Here is an 18,912-nt window from a genome sequence, read left to right as displayed (position 1 = left end):
GTTCCCGCGGCCACGATGGCCGCACCCGCTCAGTCGCGCGCGTCCGCTTCGCGCAGTCCGGCCGCGACGCGGCGCACCGTCGTCGACACGCACAGGAACGCCACCACCCCAGCGAAGCCATTGACGGCTGGTGCGCCGGGCAACCCGCAGGCCAGCAACACCCCCAGCACGCCGACGCAGAAGGCGCGATCGCTCTTGCCCATCGGCCCATCGTAACGGCGGCTGGCGCCAACCATCAGCCCCAGCACCCCGGCATACTCGGTCAGCGCCGCGGTCAGCACCATCAGCCATACCCAGCCGCCCATCACGCCCGGCACGCTCAGCAGGCTCAGGTACAGCGCCGCATCGGCGATCACGTCGCACAGTTCGTTGAGGTAAGCGCCCAGTCGCGACTGTTGGCCGAACTCGCGCGCCAGCATGCCGTCCACCGCGTTCAAGGCCATCCGCAGCAGCATCCACAGCGGCAGCAGCGCGTACCACAGCGGCTGCGCCGCGCCTTGCGTGTAGACCACCGCGGCGACCAGCAGCGACAGCAGCGCCGCGGCCGCCGTCACCTGGTTGGCGGTGACGCCAAGCCGGTCCAGCACGCGCACGCCCGGCCGCAGCAGGTCCTGGAAACGTCCTTTGAGGGCATAGATCGACACGCGCGTGGTCCTGACGGCGAGGGCGGGGCGGCGACAGCCTAATGCATCGCAGTGGCTGCGCGCGCGGCCGAAGGCACGGCGCAGGTGTTCTGCACGGTCCGCGCGCGGCGCCACGGCGGGGCGCGCGCACCGTGTGCCGGCGCTGCCGCGCACGCGATCCGCCGGCCCGTGGGCACGGCCGGCCGGGCGTCGGCGGGCCTCAGCGCCTACAATGGCGGCCCGTTCCGCTGCCCCCGCCCTGCCCCATGTCCTCCGATTTCCTGCCCGTGCGCCGGGCGCTGCTGTCCGTTTCCGACAAGACCGGCCTGATCGACCTGGCCCGCGCGCTGGCCGCGCGCAACGTCGAACTGCTGTCCACCGGCGGCACCGCCAAGGCCCTGCGCGAGGCCGGGCTCGCGGTGAAGGACGTGTCCGAACTGACCGGCTTCCCGGAAATGATGGACGGCCGGGTCAAGACCCTGCACCCGCTGGTGCACGGCGGCCTGCTCGGCCGCGCCGGCACCGACGATGCGGTGATGGCCGAACACGGCATCGCCGCGATCGACCTGCTGGTGCTCAACCTGTATCCGTTCGAGGCGGTCACCGCCAAGGCCGACTGCACGCTCGCCGACGCGGTGGAGAACATCGACATCGGCGGCCCGGCGATGCTGCGCTCGGCGGCCAAGAACTTCGCCCGCGTGGCCGTGGCCACCGACCCGGCGCAGTACCCCGAGCTGCTGGCCGAACTGGAGGCCAACGACGGCCGGCTGTCGGCGGCCAAGCGCTTCGCCCTGGCGGTGGCCGCGTTCAACCGCGTGGCCCAGTACGACGCGGCGATCAGCAACTACCTGTCCGCGGTCACCGCCAGCGACGCCGCCGTGCCCACGCGCAGTCCGTTCCCGGCGCAGATGAACTCCAGCTTCGTCAAGGTGATGGAACTGCGCTACGGCGAGAACCCGCACCAGCAGGCCGCGTTCTACCGCGACCTGCAGCCCACGCCCGGCACCCTGGCCACCTTCACCCAGCTGCAGGGCAAGGAGCTGTCCTACAACAACATCGCCGACAGCGATGCGGCCTGGGAATGCGTGCGCCAGTTCGACGCGCCGGCCTGCGTCATCGTCAAGCACGCCAATCCCTGCGGCGTGGCGGTCGGCGCCGGCTGCGGCGACGCCTACGAACTGGCCTACGCCACCGACCCGACCAGCGCCTTCGGCGGCATCATCGCCTTCAACCGGCGCCTGGATGCAGCCACCGCGCAGGCGATCCTGGACCGCCAGTTCGTCGAGGTGTTGATCGCCCCCGACTACGACGACGCCGCGCTGGAGTACGCCAAGAAGAAGGCCAACGTGCGCGTGCTGCGCATCCCCGCCGGCGACGGCGCCTACGGCATCGACAGCAAGCGCGTCGGCTCCGGCATCCTGCTGCAGACCAGCGACGCGCACGTGGTGCCGCGCGACGCGTTGAAGGTGGTGACCCGGCTGGCGCCGACCGAGGCGCAGTTCGACGACCTGCTGTTCGCGTGGAAGGTCGCCAAGTACGTCAAGTCCAACGCCATCGTCTACGCCAAGGACCACCGCACCATCGGCGTCGGCGCCGGACAGATGAGCCGGGTGTACTCGGCGCGCATCGCCGGGATCAAGGCCACCGACGCCGGCCTGGCCGTGGAAGGCTCGGTGATGGCCTCCGATGCGTTCTTCCCGTTCCGCGACGGCATCGACGCCGCCGCCGCGGTCGGCATCAAGGCGGTGATCCAGCCCGGCGGTTCGATGCGCGACGCCGAGGTCATCGCCGCGGCCGACGAGCATGGCATCGCTATGGTGTTCACCTGCGTGCGCCACTTCCGCCACTGAGGTCTGCAGCGATGCGCATGTCCGCTGTCGCGCCGCATCCGTTCTCCGTGCTGGCCCTGGCCGGCGTGCTCGTGCTCGGCGGCTGCAAGCCGGCCGCGACGCCCGCACCCAGCGCGGCACCTGCGCCCGCCAGCGCCGCAGCGCCGGCCCACGTCAGCCGCACCGCGCGGCTGCAGGCGTTCCTGCAGCAGCGCTACGGCAGCGCCGCCATGCTCGCCGGGCACTGGCCGGGACAGTGGACCCAGGATGGCGCGCGCCATGCGGTGGACTGGCAGGTCTGCGCCGAACAGCCGGTGGTCATCGGCGACGGCTGGCAGCAGTTGCTGGCGGTGTGCGGCGCGCTGCGCGATGCCGGCCATCCGGAGCCTGGCACCATCGACTTCTACGTGCTGCGTCCCGAGGGCCAGGGCTTCGCCGTCGCCGCCGAGCGCACCGGCGGCACTTACGGCAGCAACGGCCAGCCGGGCGAGGTCGGCATCGTCCGCGCCGGCAGCGATTTCTACGGGTTCCGCGTCGAGGACGGCTGGTTCGGCCAGGGCTACGCGCTGCAATCGCAAACGCTGATCCTGCCCGGCCCCAAGGGCCTGGTCGATGCCGGCAGCCTGCCCAGCCACATCGACAACGGTGCCGCCGCCGACTGCGACGCCGCAGATGCGGCTGCGGACTGCAAGGCCGGCCAGTTCGACCTCGACTTCGCCCTGCGCTTCGACGACCGCGACCCCGCCGCCCGCGTCTGGCCGCTGCTGATCGAGGAAACCGGCGTGGATTGTGGCCAGCGTCAGGTGCAGCGCGAACACCGCTTCGTGCTGGACACGAAGACCTGGACCTACCATTTCCCCGAAGCGCTGCAACGCGAAGGCTGCGCATGAGGCACGCGCGCCCGGTGCAGCCGTTCCCCTTTTCCCTGCAATCTGGAATTCCGCGATGAAACTGCTCGTCATCGGCTCCGGCGGCCGCGAACACGCCCTGGCCTGGAAGCTGGCCCAGTCCCCCCGTGTCGACGAAGTGCTGGTGGCGCCCGGCAATGCCGGCACCGCCGGCGAGGCCAAGTGCCGCAACGTACCGGTCAAGGTGAACGACCTCGACGGCCTGCTCGCGCTGGCCCAGGACGAAGGCGTGGCGCTGACCGTGGTCGGGCCGGAAGTGCCGCTGGTGCTGGGCGTGGTCGACCGCTTCCGCGCCGCAGGGCTGCGCATCTTCGGCCCCAGCGCCGCCGCCGCACAGTTGGAAGGCAGCAAGGCCTACGCCAAGGACTTCCTGCAGCGCCACGGCATTCCCACCGCGTTCTACGCCGTGCATACCGAGGTCGAGGCCGCATTGGCCTATGTCCGCGACAAGGGCGCGCCGATCGTGATCAAGGCCGACGGCCTGGCCGCCGGCAAGGGCGTGATCGTGGCGATGTCGCTGGACGAGGCCGAGGCCGCGGTGCGCGACATGCTCTCCGGCAACGCCTTCGGCGACGCCGGTGCGCGCGTGGTCATCGAGGAATTCCTCGACGGCGAGGAAGCCAGCTTCATCTCCATGGTCGACGGCCACACCGCGCTGCCGATGGCCACCAGCCAGGACCACAAGCGCGTCGGCGACGGCGACACCGGCCCCAACACCGGCGGCATGGGCGCGTACTCGCCGGCGCCGGTGGTGACGCCCGAGGTGCACGCGCGGGTGATGCGCGAGGTGGTGGAACCGACCGTGCGCGGCATGCGCGCCGACGGCGTGCCGTTCACCGGTTTCCTCTACGCCGGGCTGATGATCGACGCCAGCGGCGCACCCAAGGTGATCGAGTTCAACGTGCGTTTCGGCGACCCGGAAACGCAGCCGGTGATGCTGCGCCTGCAGTCGGACCTGCTCGACCTGCTCGACGCCGCGCTCGACGAACGCCTGCACGCGACGCAGGCGCAGTGGGATCCGCGCCCGTCGCTGGGTGTGGTGCTGGCGGCGGCGCCGTATCCGGAGACCCCGGTCACCGGCGAGCCGATCACCGGCCTGGACGCGGTGCCGGCCAACGCCAAGGTGTTCCATGCCGGCACCACGCTGGACGCGCAGGGCCGGGTGCTCAGCGCCGGCGGCCGCGTGCTGTGCGTGGCGGCGCTGGGCGAGAGCGTGGCGCAGGCGCAGCGCCATGCCTACGCCGGCGTGGCGCAGATCCACTGGGCCAGCGAATTCCACCGCCACGACATCGGCTGGCGCGCGATCGCGCGCGAGCAGGGGGCGTAGCGCGTCACCATGTGTAGGAGCGGCTTCAGCCGCGACGAGCGAAGCCCAAAGCACAGCTGACAACGTCGCGCGTCGGGACTGAAGTCCCTCCCACAAGGATGCCCAGCCCGCTCCCTGGAGGAGCGGATTGAGCCGCGACAGGGGCATGACCGGGAACGCCGGTCGCGGCTGAAGCCGCTCCTGCAAATGCGCCCACGCACTCTCCATCGCCCCTGCGCTAGCCTGGATCTTCTACCGGTTCGCGCACGCTCAATGGCCCTCTCCCCCGCCCTCCGCGCCCGCTTCCGCGCGCTCGCCGCGCAGACCGACGGCATCGACACCGCGGCCTATGCCGCCTGCGGCAAGGATCCGCTCGATCCCATCATCGGCCTGGGCCGCCGCGATGCGAAGGTGTGCATCCTCGGTCGCGACCCGGGCCGCAGCGAGGTGGAACATGGCCAACCCTTCGTCGGCAGCGGCGGCCAACTGGTGCGCAAGGCGCTGTACCGACACCTGCACCATGGCGAGGAGATGCCCGACTTCGCCGCCGGGCTCAAGGCCGGCCGCGTCGCGTTCTGGCTCAACACCGTGCCGTACAAGCCGGTGGGCAACAAGGCGTGGTCGATGCCGGTGAAGCGGCGCTTCCATCCGCTGATGCGGCGCCTGCTGCTCGAACAGTGGCGCGGCCGCGACATCCTCACCCTCGGCCGCGAGGCCTTCCTGTGGTTCGGCATCGACCAGCCGCGCGAGGTGCGCGCGGCGCTGGAGGCATTCTGGGTGCGCGAGGACCGCTTCCAGGCGCAGACCGAGGTGAAGTTGCGCAGCGAGGACGGCCGCCGCACCCTCCGCGTGACGCTGTACCCGCTGCCGCATCCCTCGCCGCTCAACCAGACCTGGTACAAACGCTTCCCGGCGCTGCTGGACACCCGCTTGCGGCAACTCGCGGTCTGAGCCGACCTTCTCAAGGGGGATCGCATACAGCGACGGTGCGCTATCGTGTCGCCGTGCCGACCCCCTCGATCGAAACCCGCCTCAGCCGCCTGTGGGCCCACGAAAAGGCAAGCTACGGGCTGCGCGTGTTCATCGCGCTGGCGGTGGCGATGGGCGTGTGCTGGCATCTGCAGCAACTGGAGGCGGTGCCGGCGATCTTCCTGGGCACCATCGCCAGCGCCATCGCCGAGACCGACGACAACTGGCTGGGTCGGATCAAGTCGGTGCTGCTGTCGCTGCTGTGTTTCGCCGCCGCCGCGGCCGCGGTGGTGCTGCTCTTCCCGTATCCGTGGCCGTTCGCGGCCGGCCTGGCGCTGTCCACCTTCGCCCTGACCCTGCTCGGCGCGCTCGGCGAACGCTATGCTTCGATCGCCCAGGCCACGGTGGCGCTGGCGATCTACGCGATGATCGGCCTGGACCACGGCAACCAGAACGGCCATGTCGGCGGCACGGCCTGGCACGGCGTGGCGCTGCTGTTGCTCGGCGCCAGTTGGTATGGCGTGCTGTCGGTGCTGTGGACGGTGCTGTTCGCCAACCGGCCGGTACGCGAGCGGCTGTCGCGGCTGTACCTGGAATTGGGCCGCTACCTGCGGTGCAAGGCGGCCCTGTTCGAGCCGGTGCGGCAAAGCGACCTGCACGCACGGCGGCTGGCGCTGGCCGAGCAGAACGCGCGGGTGGTGGCGGCGCTGAACGCGGCCAAGACCGCGATCATCAGCCGCTTCGGCCGCTCCGGCCGGCCCGGCGTGCAGTCGGGCCTGTATTTCCGCCTGTACTACATGGCGCAGGACTTCCACGAGCGCGCCAGTTCCTCGCACTACCCGTACGAGGCGCTGACCGACGCGTTCTTCCACAGCGACGTGCTGTACCGCTGCCAGCGCCTGCTGGCCCTGCAGGGCAAGGCCTGCGCGGCGCTGGGCGAGGCGATCCGGCTGCGGCAGCCGTTCGACTACGGCGAACAGACCCAGCAGGCCACCACCGACCTGCGCCAGTCGCTGGATTTCCTGCACGCCCGCGCCGATCCGCGGCAGGCGCGCCTGCTCGGCTCGCTGGAACTGCTGGTGACCAACCTGCACAGCATCGAGCGGCGCCTGGCCGAGGCCGCGCAATCGGATACCACCAGCGACACCCTCGATACCCGCCTGCGCGACTCCTCGCCGCACACCCTGCGCGAGATGCTGCGCCGCCTCGGCCAGCAGCTCACGCCCGGCTCGGTGCTGTTCCGGCACGGCCTGCGCATGGCCATCGCGCTGGTGCTGGGCTACGTGGTCATGCAGTCGATCCATGCCAGCAACGGCTACTGGATCCTGCTGACCACCGCTTTCGTGTGCCGCCCCAACTACGGCGCCACCCGCCTGCGCCTGGTCCAGCGCATGGCCGGGACGCTGATCGGCCTGGGCGCGGCCTGGGCGTTGATGCAGCTGTTCCCCGGCACCGAACTGCAACTGCTGTTCGCCCTGCTCGGCACGCTCGTGTTCTTCGTCACCCGCACCGACCGCTACATGCTCGCCACCGCAGCGATCACGGTGATGGCGCTGTTCTGCTTCAACCTGATCGGCGACGGCTTCATGCTGATCTGGCCGCGCCTGCTCGACACCCTGATCGGCTGCGCGATCGCCGCCGCCGCCTCGTTCCTGATCCTGCCGGACTGGCAGGGCCGTCGCCTCCACCAGGTGCTGGCGACGGTGCTGTCCAGCAGCGCGCGCTACCTGGCGCAGGTGCTGGAGCAGTACCGCAGCGGCATGCGCGACGACCTGCCCTACCGCATCGCCCGCCGCGACATGCACAACGCCGACGCCGCGCTGTCGGTGGCGCTGTCGAACATGCTGCGCGAACCCGGCCGCTACCGCCGCAACCTGGATGCTGGCTTCCGCTTCCTGGCCCTGTCCAACACCCTGCTCGGCTACCTGTCGGCGCTGGGCGCGCACCGCGCCGCGCTGGCTGGCGAGACCGATCCGGACATCGTCCGCGCCGGCGATTACCTGCCGCAGGCGCTGGGCGCGTTGGCCGACGCACTGGCCGAGCGACAGGCGCTACCGCCCGCCGACGAACCCGCCGAGATCGCCCTGGCCGAGGCGCTGGAGCGCGAGGACGGCATCGACGAGCCCAAGCGCCGGCTGGTGCGCAATCAGCTCGCGCTGACCCTGCGCCTGCTGCCCAAGCTGCGCGCCGCCGCGCAGGCGGTCAGCGCCGCACCGGTGCCGCCGGCGCCAGCGCTTGCCGCCCCGTCCGCACGCTGAGGCCCATCCACAGCAGCGCAGCCACCGCCAGCGCCGCACCACCGATCGCCACCCCGCGCCAGCCGGCGTAGGCATAGGCTGCGGTACCGAGGCTGGACCCGATCGCACCGCCGATGAAGTAGCAGGTGACGTAAGCCGAGGTGATGCGGTTGCGCGCGGCCGGATCCAGTTGGTAGATCACGCTCTGGTTGCCGATGTGCACGCCCTGCACCGCCACGTCCAGCAGCACCACCCCGGCGATCAGCAGCCACAGCGAGTGCGGCGCGCCGAGCAGCAGCAACCACGACAGCAACAGCATGATCAGGCCGCCCCAGCCGACCAGATGGCCGGCGCCACGGTCGGACAGCTTGCCGGACAGGTTGGCGGCAAACGCGCCGGCCGCACCGATCAACCCGAACAGGCCGATGGTCGCGGTGCCGTAGCGGTAGTCCGGGCCGGACAGCAGGAACGCCAGCGTGGTCCAGAACATGCTGAAACCGGCAAAGATCAGCCCACCCAGCACCGCCCGCGCGCGCAGCACCGGCTCGTCGCGCAGCAGCGCCAGCACCGAGCTGATCAGGTGCGGATAGGACAGCTGCGGGTTGCCCGGATGCCGCGGCAGACCGCGCCACAGCAGGCCCGACACCACCAGGATCAGCGCCGCCGCCATCCAGTACACGGTGTGCCAACCGCCGATCCCGGCCAGCAGGCCGGACACCGTGCGCGCCAGCAGGATGCCCAGCAGCAGCCCGCTCATCACTGTGCCGATCACCCGGCCGCGCTCGTGCGGCGCGGCCAGGGTCGCGGCGAACGGCACCAGAATCTGCGCCGCCACCGAACTCAGGCCGGTGATCAGCGTGCCCAGCAGCAGCAGCGCGAAGCTGTGCGCCATCGCGCTGACCAGCAGGCCGACCGCGCTGAGCGCATACAGGCCGACGATCAGGCGGCGGCGCTCGAAGCGGTCACCCAGCGGCACCAGGAACAGCAGGCCGGCGGAATAGGCCAACTGGGCGGTGGTGACCACCGCGCCGGCGTGGCGCACGTCGATGGCGAAGGTCTGCGCCAGCACCTCCAGCAGCGGTTGCGCGTAGTAGTTGCTGGCCACCGCCAGGCCGGTGGCGGTGGCCATCAGCAGCACCAGGCCGCGGCGTATCGGCGGATGCGAGGTCGTGTCCATGGAAGGGAACCGGATCGAAGAGAGGGGCGCAGTCTGTGGCGGCGGCAGCGATCGTTCAAACGCATTTTTTTCACCACTGCCATCTGCTTTTGAGATAGCGTGAGCGCGGCCCGCGGCACCGCAGCTTCCGAGGAACCCACCCCATGCCCAGCACCGACATCGCCGAGGCGCTGCACCGACACGGCTACGCCGTGGTCCGCGGCTTCCTGGGCGACGGCGACATTCCCGACGGCCTGCTGCGCTTCCTGGAAGGCGCCGAGAAGTTCCACGATGGCGTGATCGGCGACCTGCCGGCGGCGGACATGCAGCGGATCCAGGCGCGCATCGCCGCCACCGTGCCGGCGGTGGCCACGGCCATGGGCCTGGCGATCGCCGCCGACCGCTTCGGCTACTGCGCCATCCGCATCCGCGAAAGCCACGCCGCGCCGAGCCTGCGCCTGCCGTTCGACCCGCACCGCGACCCGAAGACCGCGCCGGGCGGCGCGCTCAACTGGCACCTGGACCACTTCAGCTATTTCCTGCACGCCGACCACCGCAACTACCTGATCTGCTACATGCCGGTGTTCAAGCCCGATGCCGGCCTGGCCAACGTGGCCATCGTCGCCGACGACGTGGTCGCGCGCCTGGATCCGCACCTGCACCAGCGCATCCAGGGCCGCGGCGCGCTGCGCTTCCGCTGCGTGGAGGCCGACACGCTGGACTGGTTCCGGCTGCGCTTTCCCGGCGAGGCCATCGCCATCGGCGACTGGTATGCGGTCGAGGACCTGCACGACGCCAGCCCCGGCTGGAAGATCGGCTTCGACCTGGAAGCGCACAAGGTGGTGCCGCCACTCGCCGTCGGCGACCTGCTGATCATGCGCGCCGACGTCATCCACCGCACCCACGACGCCGGCTGCGACCGCATCTCGGTGCGCTGCGACGCCCTGCCCGCGCAGGCGCCGCGGCTGGACACCCTGCGCGGCCTGCTCGGCATGACCCTGCGCTACCCGTTCATGAGCCGCAAGCGCCGCTACAACATCCGCCTGTGGCTGCGCCAGCAATGGCGCAGGCGGCTGGGGCGCCCGGCATGAGGCGCGCGCCGCGGCCACGGGCGACGCACGCCTGCGGCAGCCGTGCCGATCGGCTGCCACATCGGCGCGACGCAGGCCGGGTGCCATCATGCTGACCTTGCGCCAGCTCGAATTCGCCGTCGCCGTGGCCGAGGAAGGCAGCTTCACCGCCGCCGCACGCCGCTGCCACACCGTGCAATCGGCGCTGAGCCACCAGATCGCCAAGATCGAGCAGGCGCTGGGTGCGCGGCTGTTCGAGCGCGGTGCGCGCCACGTGCGCGCCACCGCCGCCGGCGAGGTGTTCCTGCACAACGCCCGCGCCACCCTGCGCGCCGCCGAACGCCTGCACGAGGAGATGGCGCAGACCCTGGGCACGGTGCGCGGCCGCCTGCAGATCGGGCAGATCTCCTCGTTGAACGCGGTGCAGGTGCCGGCGGCGCTGCGTCAGTTCCGCGAGGCGCACAGCGCGGTGGACGTGCACCTGCGCACCGGCATGAGCGATGCGCTGCTGCTGGACCTGGGCGAAGGCCGGCTCGACGTGGCCCTGGTCGGGGTCGGCCCGCACGTGGCGCTGCCGCCGCAGCACCTGCTGCTGCACGAGGAGCCGCTGGCGCTGATCGCCGCGCCCGGCAACCGCTTCGCCGCGCGTCGCGAGGTGTCGCTACGCGAACTGGAAGATGCGCCGATGGCCGGGCTGACCCCCGGCGCCGGCGTGCGCGGCATCATCGACCGCGCCTTCGCCGCCGCCGGCCTGCGCCAGCGCCTGCAGTACGAGGTCACCCACGCCGACCTGCAGCGACAACTGGTGGCCGAGGACCTGGGCCTGGCGGTGGTGCCGCAGACCATGGCCACCGGCATGCACGGCGTGGCCACGGTGGCGCTGCGCGAGCGCTTCCGCTTCCTCACTTACGCGGTGTGGCGGCCCGATCCTACTCCGGCCGCACGCGCCTTCATCGCCCTGCTGCACGCGCGGCGCGACGCCATCCAGGCGGCGGCCGGCAGCGCCGGGGCGGGCCGCCGCGCGCCGCGCCTGCGCGCGCGGCGAACCTGCTAGGCTGCGCGCGTTCGCAAAGGAGCCTGCATGTCCGCCCACAGCCAGTTCGCCCTGCTGCGGCAACGCCGCTTTCTGCCGTTCTTCGTGGTCCAGTCGCTGGGCGCGTTCAACGACAACGTGTACCGGCAGGCGATCATCGGCCTGCTGTTCTACATGGGCGTGACCCCGGAGCAGCGCACGCTGTACACCAACCTGGCGCCGGCACTGTTCATCCTGCCGTACTTCCTGTTCTCCTCGCTGGCCGGGCAGATCGCCGAGAAACTGGAGAAGTCGCGGCTGGTGGTCATCACCACCACGATGGAGATCGGCATCATGTCGCTGGCCGCGGTCGGCTTCCTGACCGAGAACATGGCGGTGCTGCTGGTGGCGCTGTTCTGCACCGGCCTGCAGTCGACCCTGTTCGGGCCGGTGAAGTATTCGATCCTGCCGTCGGTGCTCAAGCCGGAGGAACTGACCGGCGGCAACGGCCTGGTCGAGATGGGCACCTCGATCTCGATCCTGTGCGGCATGATCCTGGGCGGGCTGATCTTCCAGATCGCCGGCAGTCACGGGCCGGTGGCCGCGGCCACCGCGGTGGTGGCACTGGCGGTCACCGGCAACCTGATGGCGCACTGCATCCCCAAGGTCGACGCCGGCGCGCCCGAGCTGAAGATCAACTGGAACCCGCTGCCGGAATCGCTGGCGATCATGCGCCTGACCCGGCGCCAGCTGGCGGTGCGCAACGCCGTGCTCGGCGTGTCCTGGTTCTGGTTCGTCGGCACCGTGCTCACCGCGCAGTTGCCGACCTACGCCGAACTCAACCTGGGCGGCGCGCAGGACCTGTACATCTTCGCCCTGGCGCTGTTCTCCATCGGCACCGGCACCGGCTCGCTGCTGTGCGAGAAGCTGTCCGGGCGCACCGTGGAAATCGGCCTGGTGCCGCTGGGCGCGTTCGGCATCAGCGCCTTCATGCTCGACCTGTACTTCGCCCGGCCCGGCGCCGCGCTGCAGACCGGCCTGGGCATCGGCCAGTTCGTCCACCAGGCCGGCAGTTGGCGGATCATGCTCGACCTGGTCGGCATCGGCCTGTGCACCGGCCTGTTCGTGGTGCCGCTGTTCGCGCTGATCCAGAGCCGCACGCCGAAGGCGGAGCTGTCGCGCGTCATCGCCGGCCTCAACATCCAGAACTCGCTGTTCATCGTGCTGGCGGCGATGATCGGCATCGCCCTGCAGATGCAGGAACTGCACCTGTTCGGCACGCGCATCCCGATGCCCGGGCTGAGCATCCCGCAGGTGTTCCTGGCGCTGGCCATCGCCAACGCGGTGGTGGCGATCTGGATCTTCAGCATCGTCCCCGAATTCCTGATGCGCTTCCTCAGCTGGGTGATGGTGCGCACCCTGTACCGGCTGCGCCTGCACGGCGTCGAGCGGCATGTGCCCGAGGAGGGCGCGGCGCTGATCGTGTGCAACCACGTCAGCTACATGGACGCGCTGGTGCTGGCCGCGGCGATCCCGCGTCCGGTGCGCTTCGTCATGTACTACCGCATCTTCAACATTCCGGTGATGCGCTGGATCTTCCGCACCGCCAAGGCGATCCCGATCGCCGGCGCACGCGAGGATCCCGAACTGATGCAGCGCGCGTTCGACGCCATCGACGCCGCGCTGGCCGAGGGCGAACTGGTGTGCATCTTCCCCGAGGGTGCGCTGACCAAGGACGGCGAGATCGCCGCGTTCAAGTCCGGCGTGGAGAAGATCCTGGCGCGGCGCGCGGTGCCGGTGGTGCCGATGGCCTTGCGCAACATGTGGACCAGCATGTGGAGCAAGCGCGACTCGCGATTGCGGCGCATGCGCGTGCCGCGGCGCTTCCGCGCGCATGTCGAGGTGATCGCCGACGCACCGGTTCCCGGCGCGCAAGCCAGCGCCGAAAGCCTGGAAGCGCAGGTGCGGCGCCTGCGCGGCGATGCCGCCTGAGTGCGGCGCAGGTGCCGCAGGCGCGCGCTTGGGGTAAATTAGCCGCAGGGGAGACGCCACAAGCGGTGGCGTCCATCACGAAGGACCGCGCGGAAAGTGAACCACGTCGCACCACCACCAGCGCCCAACGCGACGGGCGTGTATGTGCCCAACAATCTCGTCTGGGCGATCCTGTCCACGCTGTTCTGCTGCCTGCCGCTGGGCATCGTCTCCATCGTCTACGCCTCGCAGGTGGATGGCCGCCGCGCCGCCGGCGACATCGCCGGCGCCCGCGAGGCATCGCGCAAGGCCGGCCTGTGGGCGCTGTGGTCCGCGTTCGCGCTGCCGATCCTGATGGCGCTGTGGTTCCTGCTGTTCGGCGGCCTGGCCTTCCTCGGCAGCCTGACCAACCACTAGCGCCAAGCGTTTCCCGTTTCACCACCCAACCATCGGAGCAACACGGATGAATACCACCGCACCGCAAGTGTCCAACAACCTCGTCTGGGCGATCCTGACCACGCTGTTCTGCTGCCTGCCGCTGGGCATCGTGTCCATCGTCTACGCCGCGCAGGTCAACACCAAGCTCGCCGCGGGCGATGTGACCGGTGCGCGCGAGTCGGCGGACAAGGCCAAGAAGTGGGCGATCTACTCGGCGATCACCTCGGTGGTGCTGATCGTGCTGTACATGATCTTCCTCTTTGCCCTGGGCGGCCTGGGCATGATGCAGCAGTCGTCCATGTCCTGAGGACTGCGGCCGCCGTCGCCTGCGACGGCGGCCGACCACGCGATCGTCCGCCTGCCATGTCCCTTCAGCGCCTGCAGTCCCTGCCCCGCTGGCTGCCGCTGGCCGCACTGAGCGGCGCCGCAGCGGTCGCCACCGTCGTGCTGCGCCGCGTCGATCCCAATGTCCCCGGCAATCCACTACCGGGTTGCCCGTTCCGCGCCCTCACTGGCCTGTACTGCCCCGGCTGCGGCAGCACGCGCTGTCTGCATGCGCTGGTGCATTTCGATCTGGCCCACGCCTGGGCCAGCAATCCGTTGCTAGTGGTGGCGCTGCCGCTGCTGGCGATCATGGCGCTCAACGCCGCCGGCCTGCGCCTGCGTCCGCTGGCGCCGCTGCTGAAGCTCCTCGCCGACCCACGCCTGTGGCTGTGGGTCCTGCTCGGCTACGCGCTGCTGCGCAACCTGCCCTGGTACCCCTTCACCCTGCTCGCGCCGCACTGACGGCGCGCCATGCCCGCACCGCAGCGACTCGTCTAGACTCAGCGGCTGCCGTGCACCACCCCTCGAGGAGATCCACATGAGCACCGTCAGCCCCGTCACACCCCCGCCCGCGCCCGTGCCCGCCCCGGTCCCCAACCATCTGGCCTGGGCGATCATCTCGACGGTGCTTGGCTTCTGCTTTTGCTGCCCGTCGTTGATCACCGGCATCGTCGCCATCGTCTTCTCGAGCAAGGTCAACGGCCTGCTCAACCAGGGCGACCTGGAGGGCGCGCGTCGCGCCTCCAACACCGCCAAGACCTGGTGCTGGGTGACCACCGTGCTGGCCATCATCGGCGTGCTGATCAATGGGGTCATGGTCGCCACCGGCGGCATGCAGAGCTACATGCAGTACATCCAGCAGATGCAGCACGCGAGCTGATCGGCATGCGCGCCTGGCAACAACGGGCGTGCCTGGGCGCCGCCGCCGCGTTCGCGGCCGGCGGCGCCACGCTGCTGTACCGCTTCGATCCCAATGCCGCGAACAACCCGTTCGCGCCGTGCATGTTCCATGCGCTCACCGGCTACTACTGCCCGGGCTGCGGCATGACCCGCGCCCTGCATGCGCTGGTGCACCTGGACCCGGTCGGGGCGTTCGCGATGAATCCCGGCGCGATGCTGGGCCTGGCCCTGCTGCCGGGCCTGATCGCCTGGAAGGCCGGCTGGCGCGCGGCCTGGTTCGCGCCGGTGGTCGGCGTGGTGTCGCGGCCGAACTTCTGGCTGATCGCACTGCCGGGCTACTGGATCGCACGCAACCTGCCGTGGTTCCCCTTCACTCTGCTGGCGCCGCACTAGCCGGCCTGACACGTCCGCCCCGTCGTGTCCGGTAGCAGGCTCGCACCTCCCCGCCCAGTTGATGGGCACATCTCATCGCGTCGGCACGCGTCCCGTAGGAGCGGCTTCAGCCGCGACGGGCGTTCCCGACAAATCCGTCGCGGCTGAAGCCGCTCCTACGCGACACCCTCATGCGTGGCGAAGCAGCTTGTCAGAGGTGCCCTGATGTCGAGAGCGGCCTCAGCTGACCCAGCCGGCGATCACCAGCAGCGCCAGCAGCACCAGCCACAGCAGCAGCACCCGCCAGACCTGGCTCATCGCATCGCGCAGTTCGGGCAGGCGCTGCAGCGCCGGCACCACCATGCCCGCATCGCTGTAGTCGTGCGCCTCGGCATCGAGTTCGCCGCGCACGCTGGCGCAGGCCACCGGCCCGAGGAAGCCGGTGTCCAACTGCCAGCGCTTGCTGCCGGCGGCGCGCCAGGCGCCGAACACCGCCTCGAAATTGCCGACCAGGGCCAGCGAGAAGGTCATCAAGTGCGCCACCGGCCATTCGAGCGCCGTCAGCAGCGCCCGCGCGCCGGCGGCAGTGGACGGCGGCAGCCGTGACGCGTACGGACCAACCGCGGCCAGCGCCAGCAAGCGGTAGCCCAGCGCGCCGAACGGCCCCAGCAGCAGGAACCAGAACAGCACCGCGAACCAGCGCCGCAGCGCGCTGACCGCCACCGCCTCGACCAACCCGGCCGGATCGGCACGCAGCGGCCCGCCATCGGCCTGCAGTTGCGCCACCGCCAACTGCCGCGCCGCGGCATCGTCGGCGTCGATGATCGCCTCCACGTCGGTGTCCAGGTCGCGCGGCCCCCAACTGAAGGCCAGCACCGCGATCCCGAACAGCAGGGTCAGCAGGCCCAGGTGCGGCGCGGCCAGCAGCCACTGCAGCAGGCCGACCAGCAGCAGCGGCGGCAGCAGCGCCAGCGCGATGCCGTAGCGGCCTCGCCAGGCGCTGCCCTCGCCGGCATGCGTGTCCAGCCAGCTGAGCCAGTCGCCGAAGGCGCCGAAGCGGCGCAACGAGGCCACCATGCCGGGGGCGACATGGCCCAGCACCAGGGCGACGATCACAGCGACGAGGGTCGTGAACATGCAGGTCCTCCGGGACCATTCTGAAACGGATGCGCGCGGCGCGCCGGCGCGGTCACGCCGGCGCGCCGTGCCGGTACCAGTCCTCGATCAGCGCGCGGGCGATGGAGATGCACGGCGGCAGGCGCAGGCCGTGGCCGTCGTCGGCGCTGTCGCCGTGCGCGGCCAGGCGCGCCAGCGCGGCGCCGACTTCCTCGCGCTCGAACCAGCGCGCGTCTTCCAGCTCGCCATCCACTTGCGGCGTGTCCGCCTCTGCCTGCGCGGTAAAGCCGAGCATCAGCGCGCCCGGAAACGGCCACGGCTGCGCGCCGAAGTAGCGGCAACTGCCGGGCCGCACCCGCACCTGGGTCTCTTCGGCTACTTCGCGCGCCACCGTCTGTTCCAGCGATTCGCCCGGTTCGACGAAGCCGGCGATCACCGAATAGCGCCGCGCCGGCCAGCTCGCCTGGCGCCCCAGCAGCAGGCGCCGGCCGTCGCTGACCGCGACGATCACCGCCGGATCCACCCGTGGGTAATGTTCGCTGGCGCACTGGGTGCAGACGCCGAGGAAGCCGCCGCGCTGCAAGGCGATGGTGCCGCCGCACACGCCGCAGAAGCGCGTCCGCGACTGCCAGTGCAGCATCGCGCGGGCGTAGGCGAACAGCCCGGCCTCCCGCGCCGGCCACTCGGCGGCGGCGCGGCGCAGGTCGATGCGCTGCGGTGGCGCCGCCAACTGCGGCACCGCGTCGGCGGCCAGCGCAAACCAGGCCTGGCCGTGGTCCAGGCCGAGGAACAGCGCCTGCTCCGCCAGGGCACCCAGCGCGGCACCGCTGGCGATCAGCGGGCGTCCGTCGGCCTCGGCATGCGCATGGCCATCGGCCTCCAGCACCAGCACCCGCGCCTGGTCCCAGGCCTGGCCCAGCGCGGCCGCATCGTTGCGCACGGCATCGGCACGGTCGATCGCGGGACCGGCGAAGGCGAAGGCGAAGGAGTCAGGCGTCGGATCGGACATGCGCCGCAGGGTGCAGGCAAACCGGGCGTCCCGCAAGCCGCAGCGTGTCTACACGCTGAAGCTGCTGCCGCACCCGCAGGTGGTCTTGGCGTTGGGATTGCGGATCACGAACTGCGCGCCGTGCAGGCCCTCGCTGTAGTCCACTTCCGCGCCCATCAGGTACTGCAGGCTGAGCGGGTCGACCAGCAGGGTGACCTGGTCGGTCTGCACCGCCAGGTCGTCCTCGGCGCGGTTCTCGTCGAACTCGAACCCGTACTGGAAGCCGGAACAGCCGCCGCCCTGGATGTACACGCGCAGCGCCAGCGCATCGTTGCCTTCCTCGCGGATCAGCTCGCGCACCTTGGCCGCGGCGGCCGCGGTGAAGTTCAACGGCCGATCCAGCGACTGGTAGTCGGGCGTGGGCGCGGCGCCCGGCAGGGAAACGAGAGTGCTCATGGCGGCAGGATGGGGACGGCTGGCGCCCGAATCAAGCCTCGGCGGTGAGCGCGCGCGGCGGCTCGGCGTCGCCGGCGGCCTCGCGATGCGCTTCCGGCGGCGCCAGTGCGGCCAGGCTGCCGGCGTGGATCAGGCGCCCGGTCAGCTGCGCGCCGGCGTTCATCTCCACCACCTGGTAGTGCACGTTGCCCTGCACCCGCGCCTTGGACGCCAGTTCCACGCGCTCGGCGGCATGCACGTCGCCGATCAGCTGGCCGTTGATGATCACCACCGGCGCGCGCACCTCGCCCTCGATGCTGCCGTGCTCGGACAGGGTCAGGGTGGCCGGCGCGCCGTCCTCGGCGATGACCTTGCCGAGGATGCGCCCTTCCACGTAGAGCCCGCCGCTGAACACCAGGTCGCCGCGGATCACCACCTGCGCGCCGATCAGCGTGTCGACCACTGTCTGGCCGCTGCTGCGGCTGTTCTTGTTCCCAAACATAGGCTGATTATTCCCCTTTGCCGTTACCGGCCAATGTCCAATCGAAGGTCTGGCTGACCGGCGCCCCCCCGCCGCTCAGCACCACCCGCACCCGTTGCGGAGTGAAGCCCTTGGGCAGGATCACGCTGCCGTCCAGTTGCTGGAAGTAGCGGAACGAGTAGTCCTGCCCGGGCACACCGGTCTTCTGGTGCAGTTCGTCCCAGCCCACGCTGGTCAGCTTGCCGCCGCGCACGCCTTCCACGGTCAGGCGCAGCTGGCCCTGGCTGATCGCGCCGCGGTTGAGGTTCTGGGTCAGCACCACGTTGTAGCGCCAGGTGCCGCCGGCCTCGGCGGAGAACTCCACCGAATGCACGCTCAGGCCCTTGCGCTGGCTGGTCGCGCCGACCAGGCGCTCGTAGAACGCCACGTCCGCGCGCAGCCCGGCGATCTCCTCGTCGCGCTCGGCCAGCGAACTCTGCACCTCGTTGTTGGCGGCGCGGCTGATCTGGTCGGAGCGGGCCAGGGTGGCCTGGCGCTGGTTGAGCGTCTCGATCTGCCGCTGCTGCGCCTGCAGGTTGCGTTCGGCCTCGCGCAACTGCGCGCTGACCGCGCTCAGCCGCGGCGCGGCCTGGCGGCTGGCCAGCCACCAGGTCAGCGCCAGCGACAGCAGCCACAGCGCGGCCAGCAGCAGCCACAGCCCGCGGCCGCGGCGGGGCGAGGCGCCATTGGGCACGATCTGGAAACGGGGAACGGGTCGGTTCATGCGCACTGCCACGC

General features: G+C 70.8%; 20 protein-coding genes. 13 read left to right on the top strand and 7 right to left on the bottom strand.

The genetic code is table 11. The annotated features are described in order from the left end of the window. Positions 1–29 precede the first annotated feature (29 nt). Complete coding sequence (locus AC1G9L_RS02135) at positions 30–644, bottom strand: CDP-alcohol phosphatidyltransferase family protein (RefSeq protein WP_019800833.1); 615 nt, start codon at positions 642–644, stop codon at positions 30–32. 245 nt (positions 645–889) lie between these two features. Between AC1G9L_RS02135 and purH the strand changes: the two genes are divergently transcribed. The 5 genes from purH to yccS all read left to right on the top strand — a co-directional run bounded on the left by purH (position 890) and on the right by yccS (position 7,893). After that, positions 890–2,473 carry a bifunctional phosphoribosylaminoimidazolecarboxamide formyltransferase/IMP cyclohydrolase gene (gene purH, locus AC1G9L_RS02130; RefSeq protein ID WP_019800760.1) on the top strand — a complete coding sequence of 528 codons (1,584 nt, stop codon included), beginning with the start codon at positions 890–892 and terminating at the stop codon, positions 2,471–2,473. A gap of 17 nt (positions 2,474–2,490) precedes the next feature. Further along, the gene (locus tag AC1G9L_RS02125) at positions 2,491–3,342 is read left to right on the top strand and encodes a hypothetical protein (RefSeq protein ID WP_481070183.1); all 852 of its coding nucleotides are present in this window, start codon (positions 2,491–2,493) and stop codon (positions 3,340–3,342) included. A 55-nt stretch (positions 3,343–3,397) separates the two neighbouring features. Next, positions 3,398–4,687, top strand: a complete 1,290-nt coding sequence (gene purD / locus AC1G9L_RS02120; RefSeq protein ID WP_481070182.1) for a phosphoribosylamine--glycine ligase — start codon at positions 3,398–3,400, stop codon at positions 4,685–4,687. Between the two features lie 252 nt (positions 4,688–4,939). Next, positions 4,940–5,617: a uracil-DNA glycosylase family protein gene (locus AC1G9L_RS02115; protein ID WP_019801452.1), complete on the top strand. Its 678-nt coding sequence runs from the start codon at positions 4,940–4,942 to the stop codon at positions 5,615–5,617. A gap of 53 nt (positions 5,618–5,670) precedes the next feature. After that, on the top strand, positions 5,671–7,893 hold the full coding sequence (gene yccS, locus AC1G9L_RS02110; protein WP_481070181.1) for a YccS family putative transporter: 2,223 nt from the start codon (positions 5,671–5,673) through the stop codon (positions 7,891–7,893). Here yccS and AC1G9L_RS02105 read toward each other — a convergent pair. Next, a complete protein-coding gene (locus tag AC1G9L_RS02105) occupies positions 7,838–9,049 on the bottom strand; it encodes an MFS transporter (protein WP_019801925.1) in 1,212 nt (403 codons plus the stop codon). The genes yccS and AC1G9L_RS02105 overlap by 56 nt on opposite strands. Before the next feature lie 143 nt (positions 9,050–9,192). On the opposite strand from AC1G9L_RS02105, the gene AC1G9L_RS02100 reads away from it, so the two are divergent. From AC1G9L_RS02100 to AC1G9L_RS02065, 8 genes are all read left to right on the top strand, one after another. Next, complete coding sequence (locus AC1G9L_RS02100) at positions 9,193–10,119, top strand: hypothetical protein (protein ID WP_019801926.1); 927 nt, start codon at positions 9,193–9,195, stop codon at positions 10,117–10,119. An 88-nt stretch (positions 10,120–10,207) separates the two neighbouring features. Continuing rightward, positions 10,208–11,152 carry a LysR family transcriptional regulator gene (locus tag AC1G9L_RS02095; RefSeq protein ID WP_371180963.1) on the top strand — a complete coding sequence of 315 codons (945 nt, stop codon included), beginning with the start codon at positions 10,208–10,210 and terminating at the stop codon, positions 11,150–11,152. A gap of 27 nt (positions 11,153–11,179) precedes the next feature. Next, entirely contained in the window at positions 11,180–13,102 is a 1,923-nt protein-coding gene (locus tag AC1G9L_RS02090) for an MFS transporter (RefSeq protein WP_019800765.1), read from the top strand. Positions 13,103–13,198: 96 nt separating this feature from the next. After that, a complete protein-coding gene (locus AC1G9L_RS02085) occupies positions 13,199–13,498 on the top strand; it encodes a CD225/dispanin family protein (RefSeq protein ID WP_040901150.1) in 300 nt (99 codons plus the stop codon). 46 nt (positions 13,499–13,544) lie between these two features. Next, positions 13,545–13,826: a CD225/dispanin family protein gene (locus AC1G9L_RS02080; RefSeq protein WP_019800764.1), complete on the top strand. Its 282-nt coding sequence runs from the start codon at positions 13,545–13,547 to the stop codon at positions 13,824–13,826. 56 nt (positions 13,827–13,882) lie between these two features. Beyond that, the gene (locus tag AC1G9L_RS02075; RefSeq protein ID WP_019800763.1) at positions 13,883–14,305 is read left to right on the top strand and encodes a DUF2752 domain-containing protein; all 423 of its coding nucleotides are present in this window, start codon (positions 13,883–13,885) and stop codon (positions 14,303–14,305) included. 76 nt (positions 14,306–14,381) lie between these two features. Continuing rightward, the gene (locus AC1G9L_RS02070; RefSeq protein WP_481070180.1) at positions 14,382–14,723 is read left to right on the top strand and encodes a CD225/dispanin family protein; all 342 of its coding nucleotides are present in this window, start codon (positions 14,382–14,384) and stop codon (positions 14,721–14,723) included. A 5-nt stretch (positions 14,724–14,728) separates the two neighbouring features. Continuing rightward, positions 14,729–15,136 (top strand): DUF2752 domain-containing protein, encoded by a 408-nt coding sequence (locus AC1G9L_RS02065; protein ID WP_010341436.1) that lies wholly within the window; start codon positions 14,729–14,731, stop codon positions 15,134–15,136. Between the two features lie 219 nt (positions 15,137–15,355). Here the strand turns inward: AC1G9L_RS02065 and AC1G9L_RS02060 are convergent, their stop codons facing one another. Genes AC1G9L_RS02060 through AC1G9L_RS02040 form a run of 5 tightly spaced genes read right to left on the bottom strand, consistent with a single transcriptional unit; the run spans position 15,356 to position 18,898 of the window. Next, on the bottom strand, positions 15,356–16,252 hold the full coding sequence (locus tag AC1G9L_RS02060; protein WP_481070179.1) for a hypothetical protein: 897 nt from the start codon (positions 16,250–16,252) through the stop codon (positions 15,356–15,358). Positions 16,253–16,304: 52 nt separating this feature from the next. Further along, a complete protein-coding gene (gene nudC / locus AC1G9L_RS02055) occupies positions 16,305–17,240 on the bottom strand; it encodes an NAD(+) diphosphatase (protein ID WP_481070178.1) in 936 nt (311 codons plus the stop codon). A 48-nt stretch (positions 17,241–17,288) separates the two neighbouring features. Next, positions 17,289–17,675 carry an iron-sulfur cluster insertion protein ErpA gene (gene erpA / locus AC1G9L_RS02050; RefSeq protein ID WP_017908990.1) on the bottom strand — a complete coding sequence of 129 codons (387 nt, stop codon included), beginning with the start codon at positions 17,673–17,675 and terminating at the stop codon, positions 17,289–17,291. 31 nt (positions 17,676–17,706) lie between these two features. After that, on the bottom strand, positions 17,707–18,156 hold the full coding sequence (locus tag AC1G9L_RS02045) for a bactofilin family protein (protein WP_010341431.1): 450 nt from the start codon (positions 18,154–18,156) through the stop codon (positions 17,707–17,709). Positions 18,157–18,163: 7 nt separating this feature from the next. Beyond that, on the bottom strand, positions 18,164–18,898 hold the full coding sequence (locus tag AC1G9L_RS02040) for a DUF6776 family protein (protein ID WP_481070177.1): 735 nt from the start codon (positions 18,896–18,898) through the stop codon (positions 18,164–18,166). Positions 18,899–18,912 lie beyond the last annotated feature (14 nt).

The sequence above is a fragment of the Xanthomonas sp. NCPPB 1132 genome, from assembly GCF_056629235.1.
The sequence above is the reverse complement of the archived record's forward strand: the minus strand, read 5'-3'. Positions and strand labels throughout refer to the sequence as shown.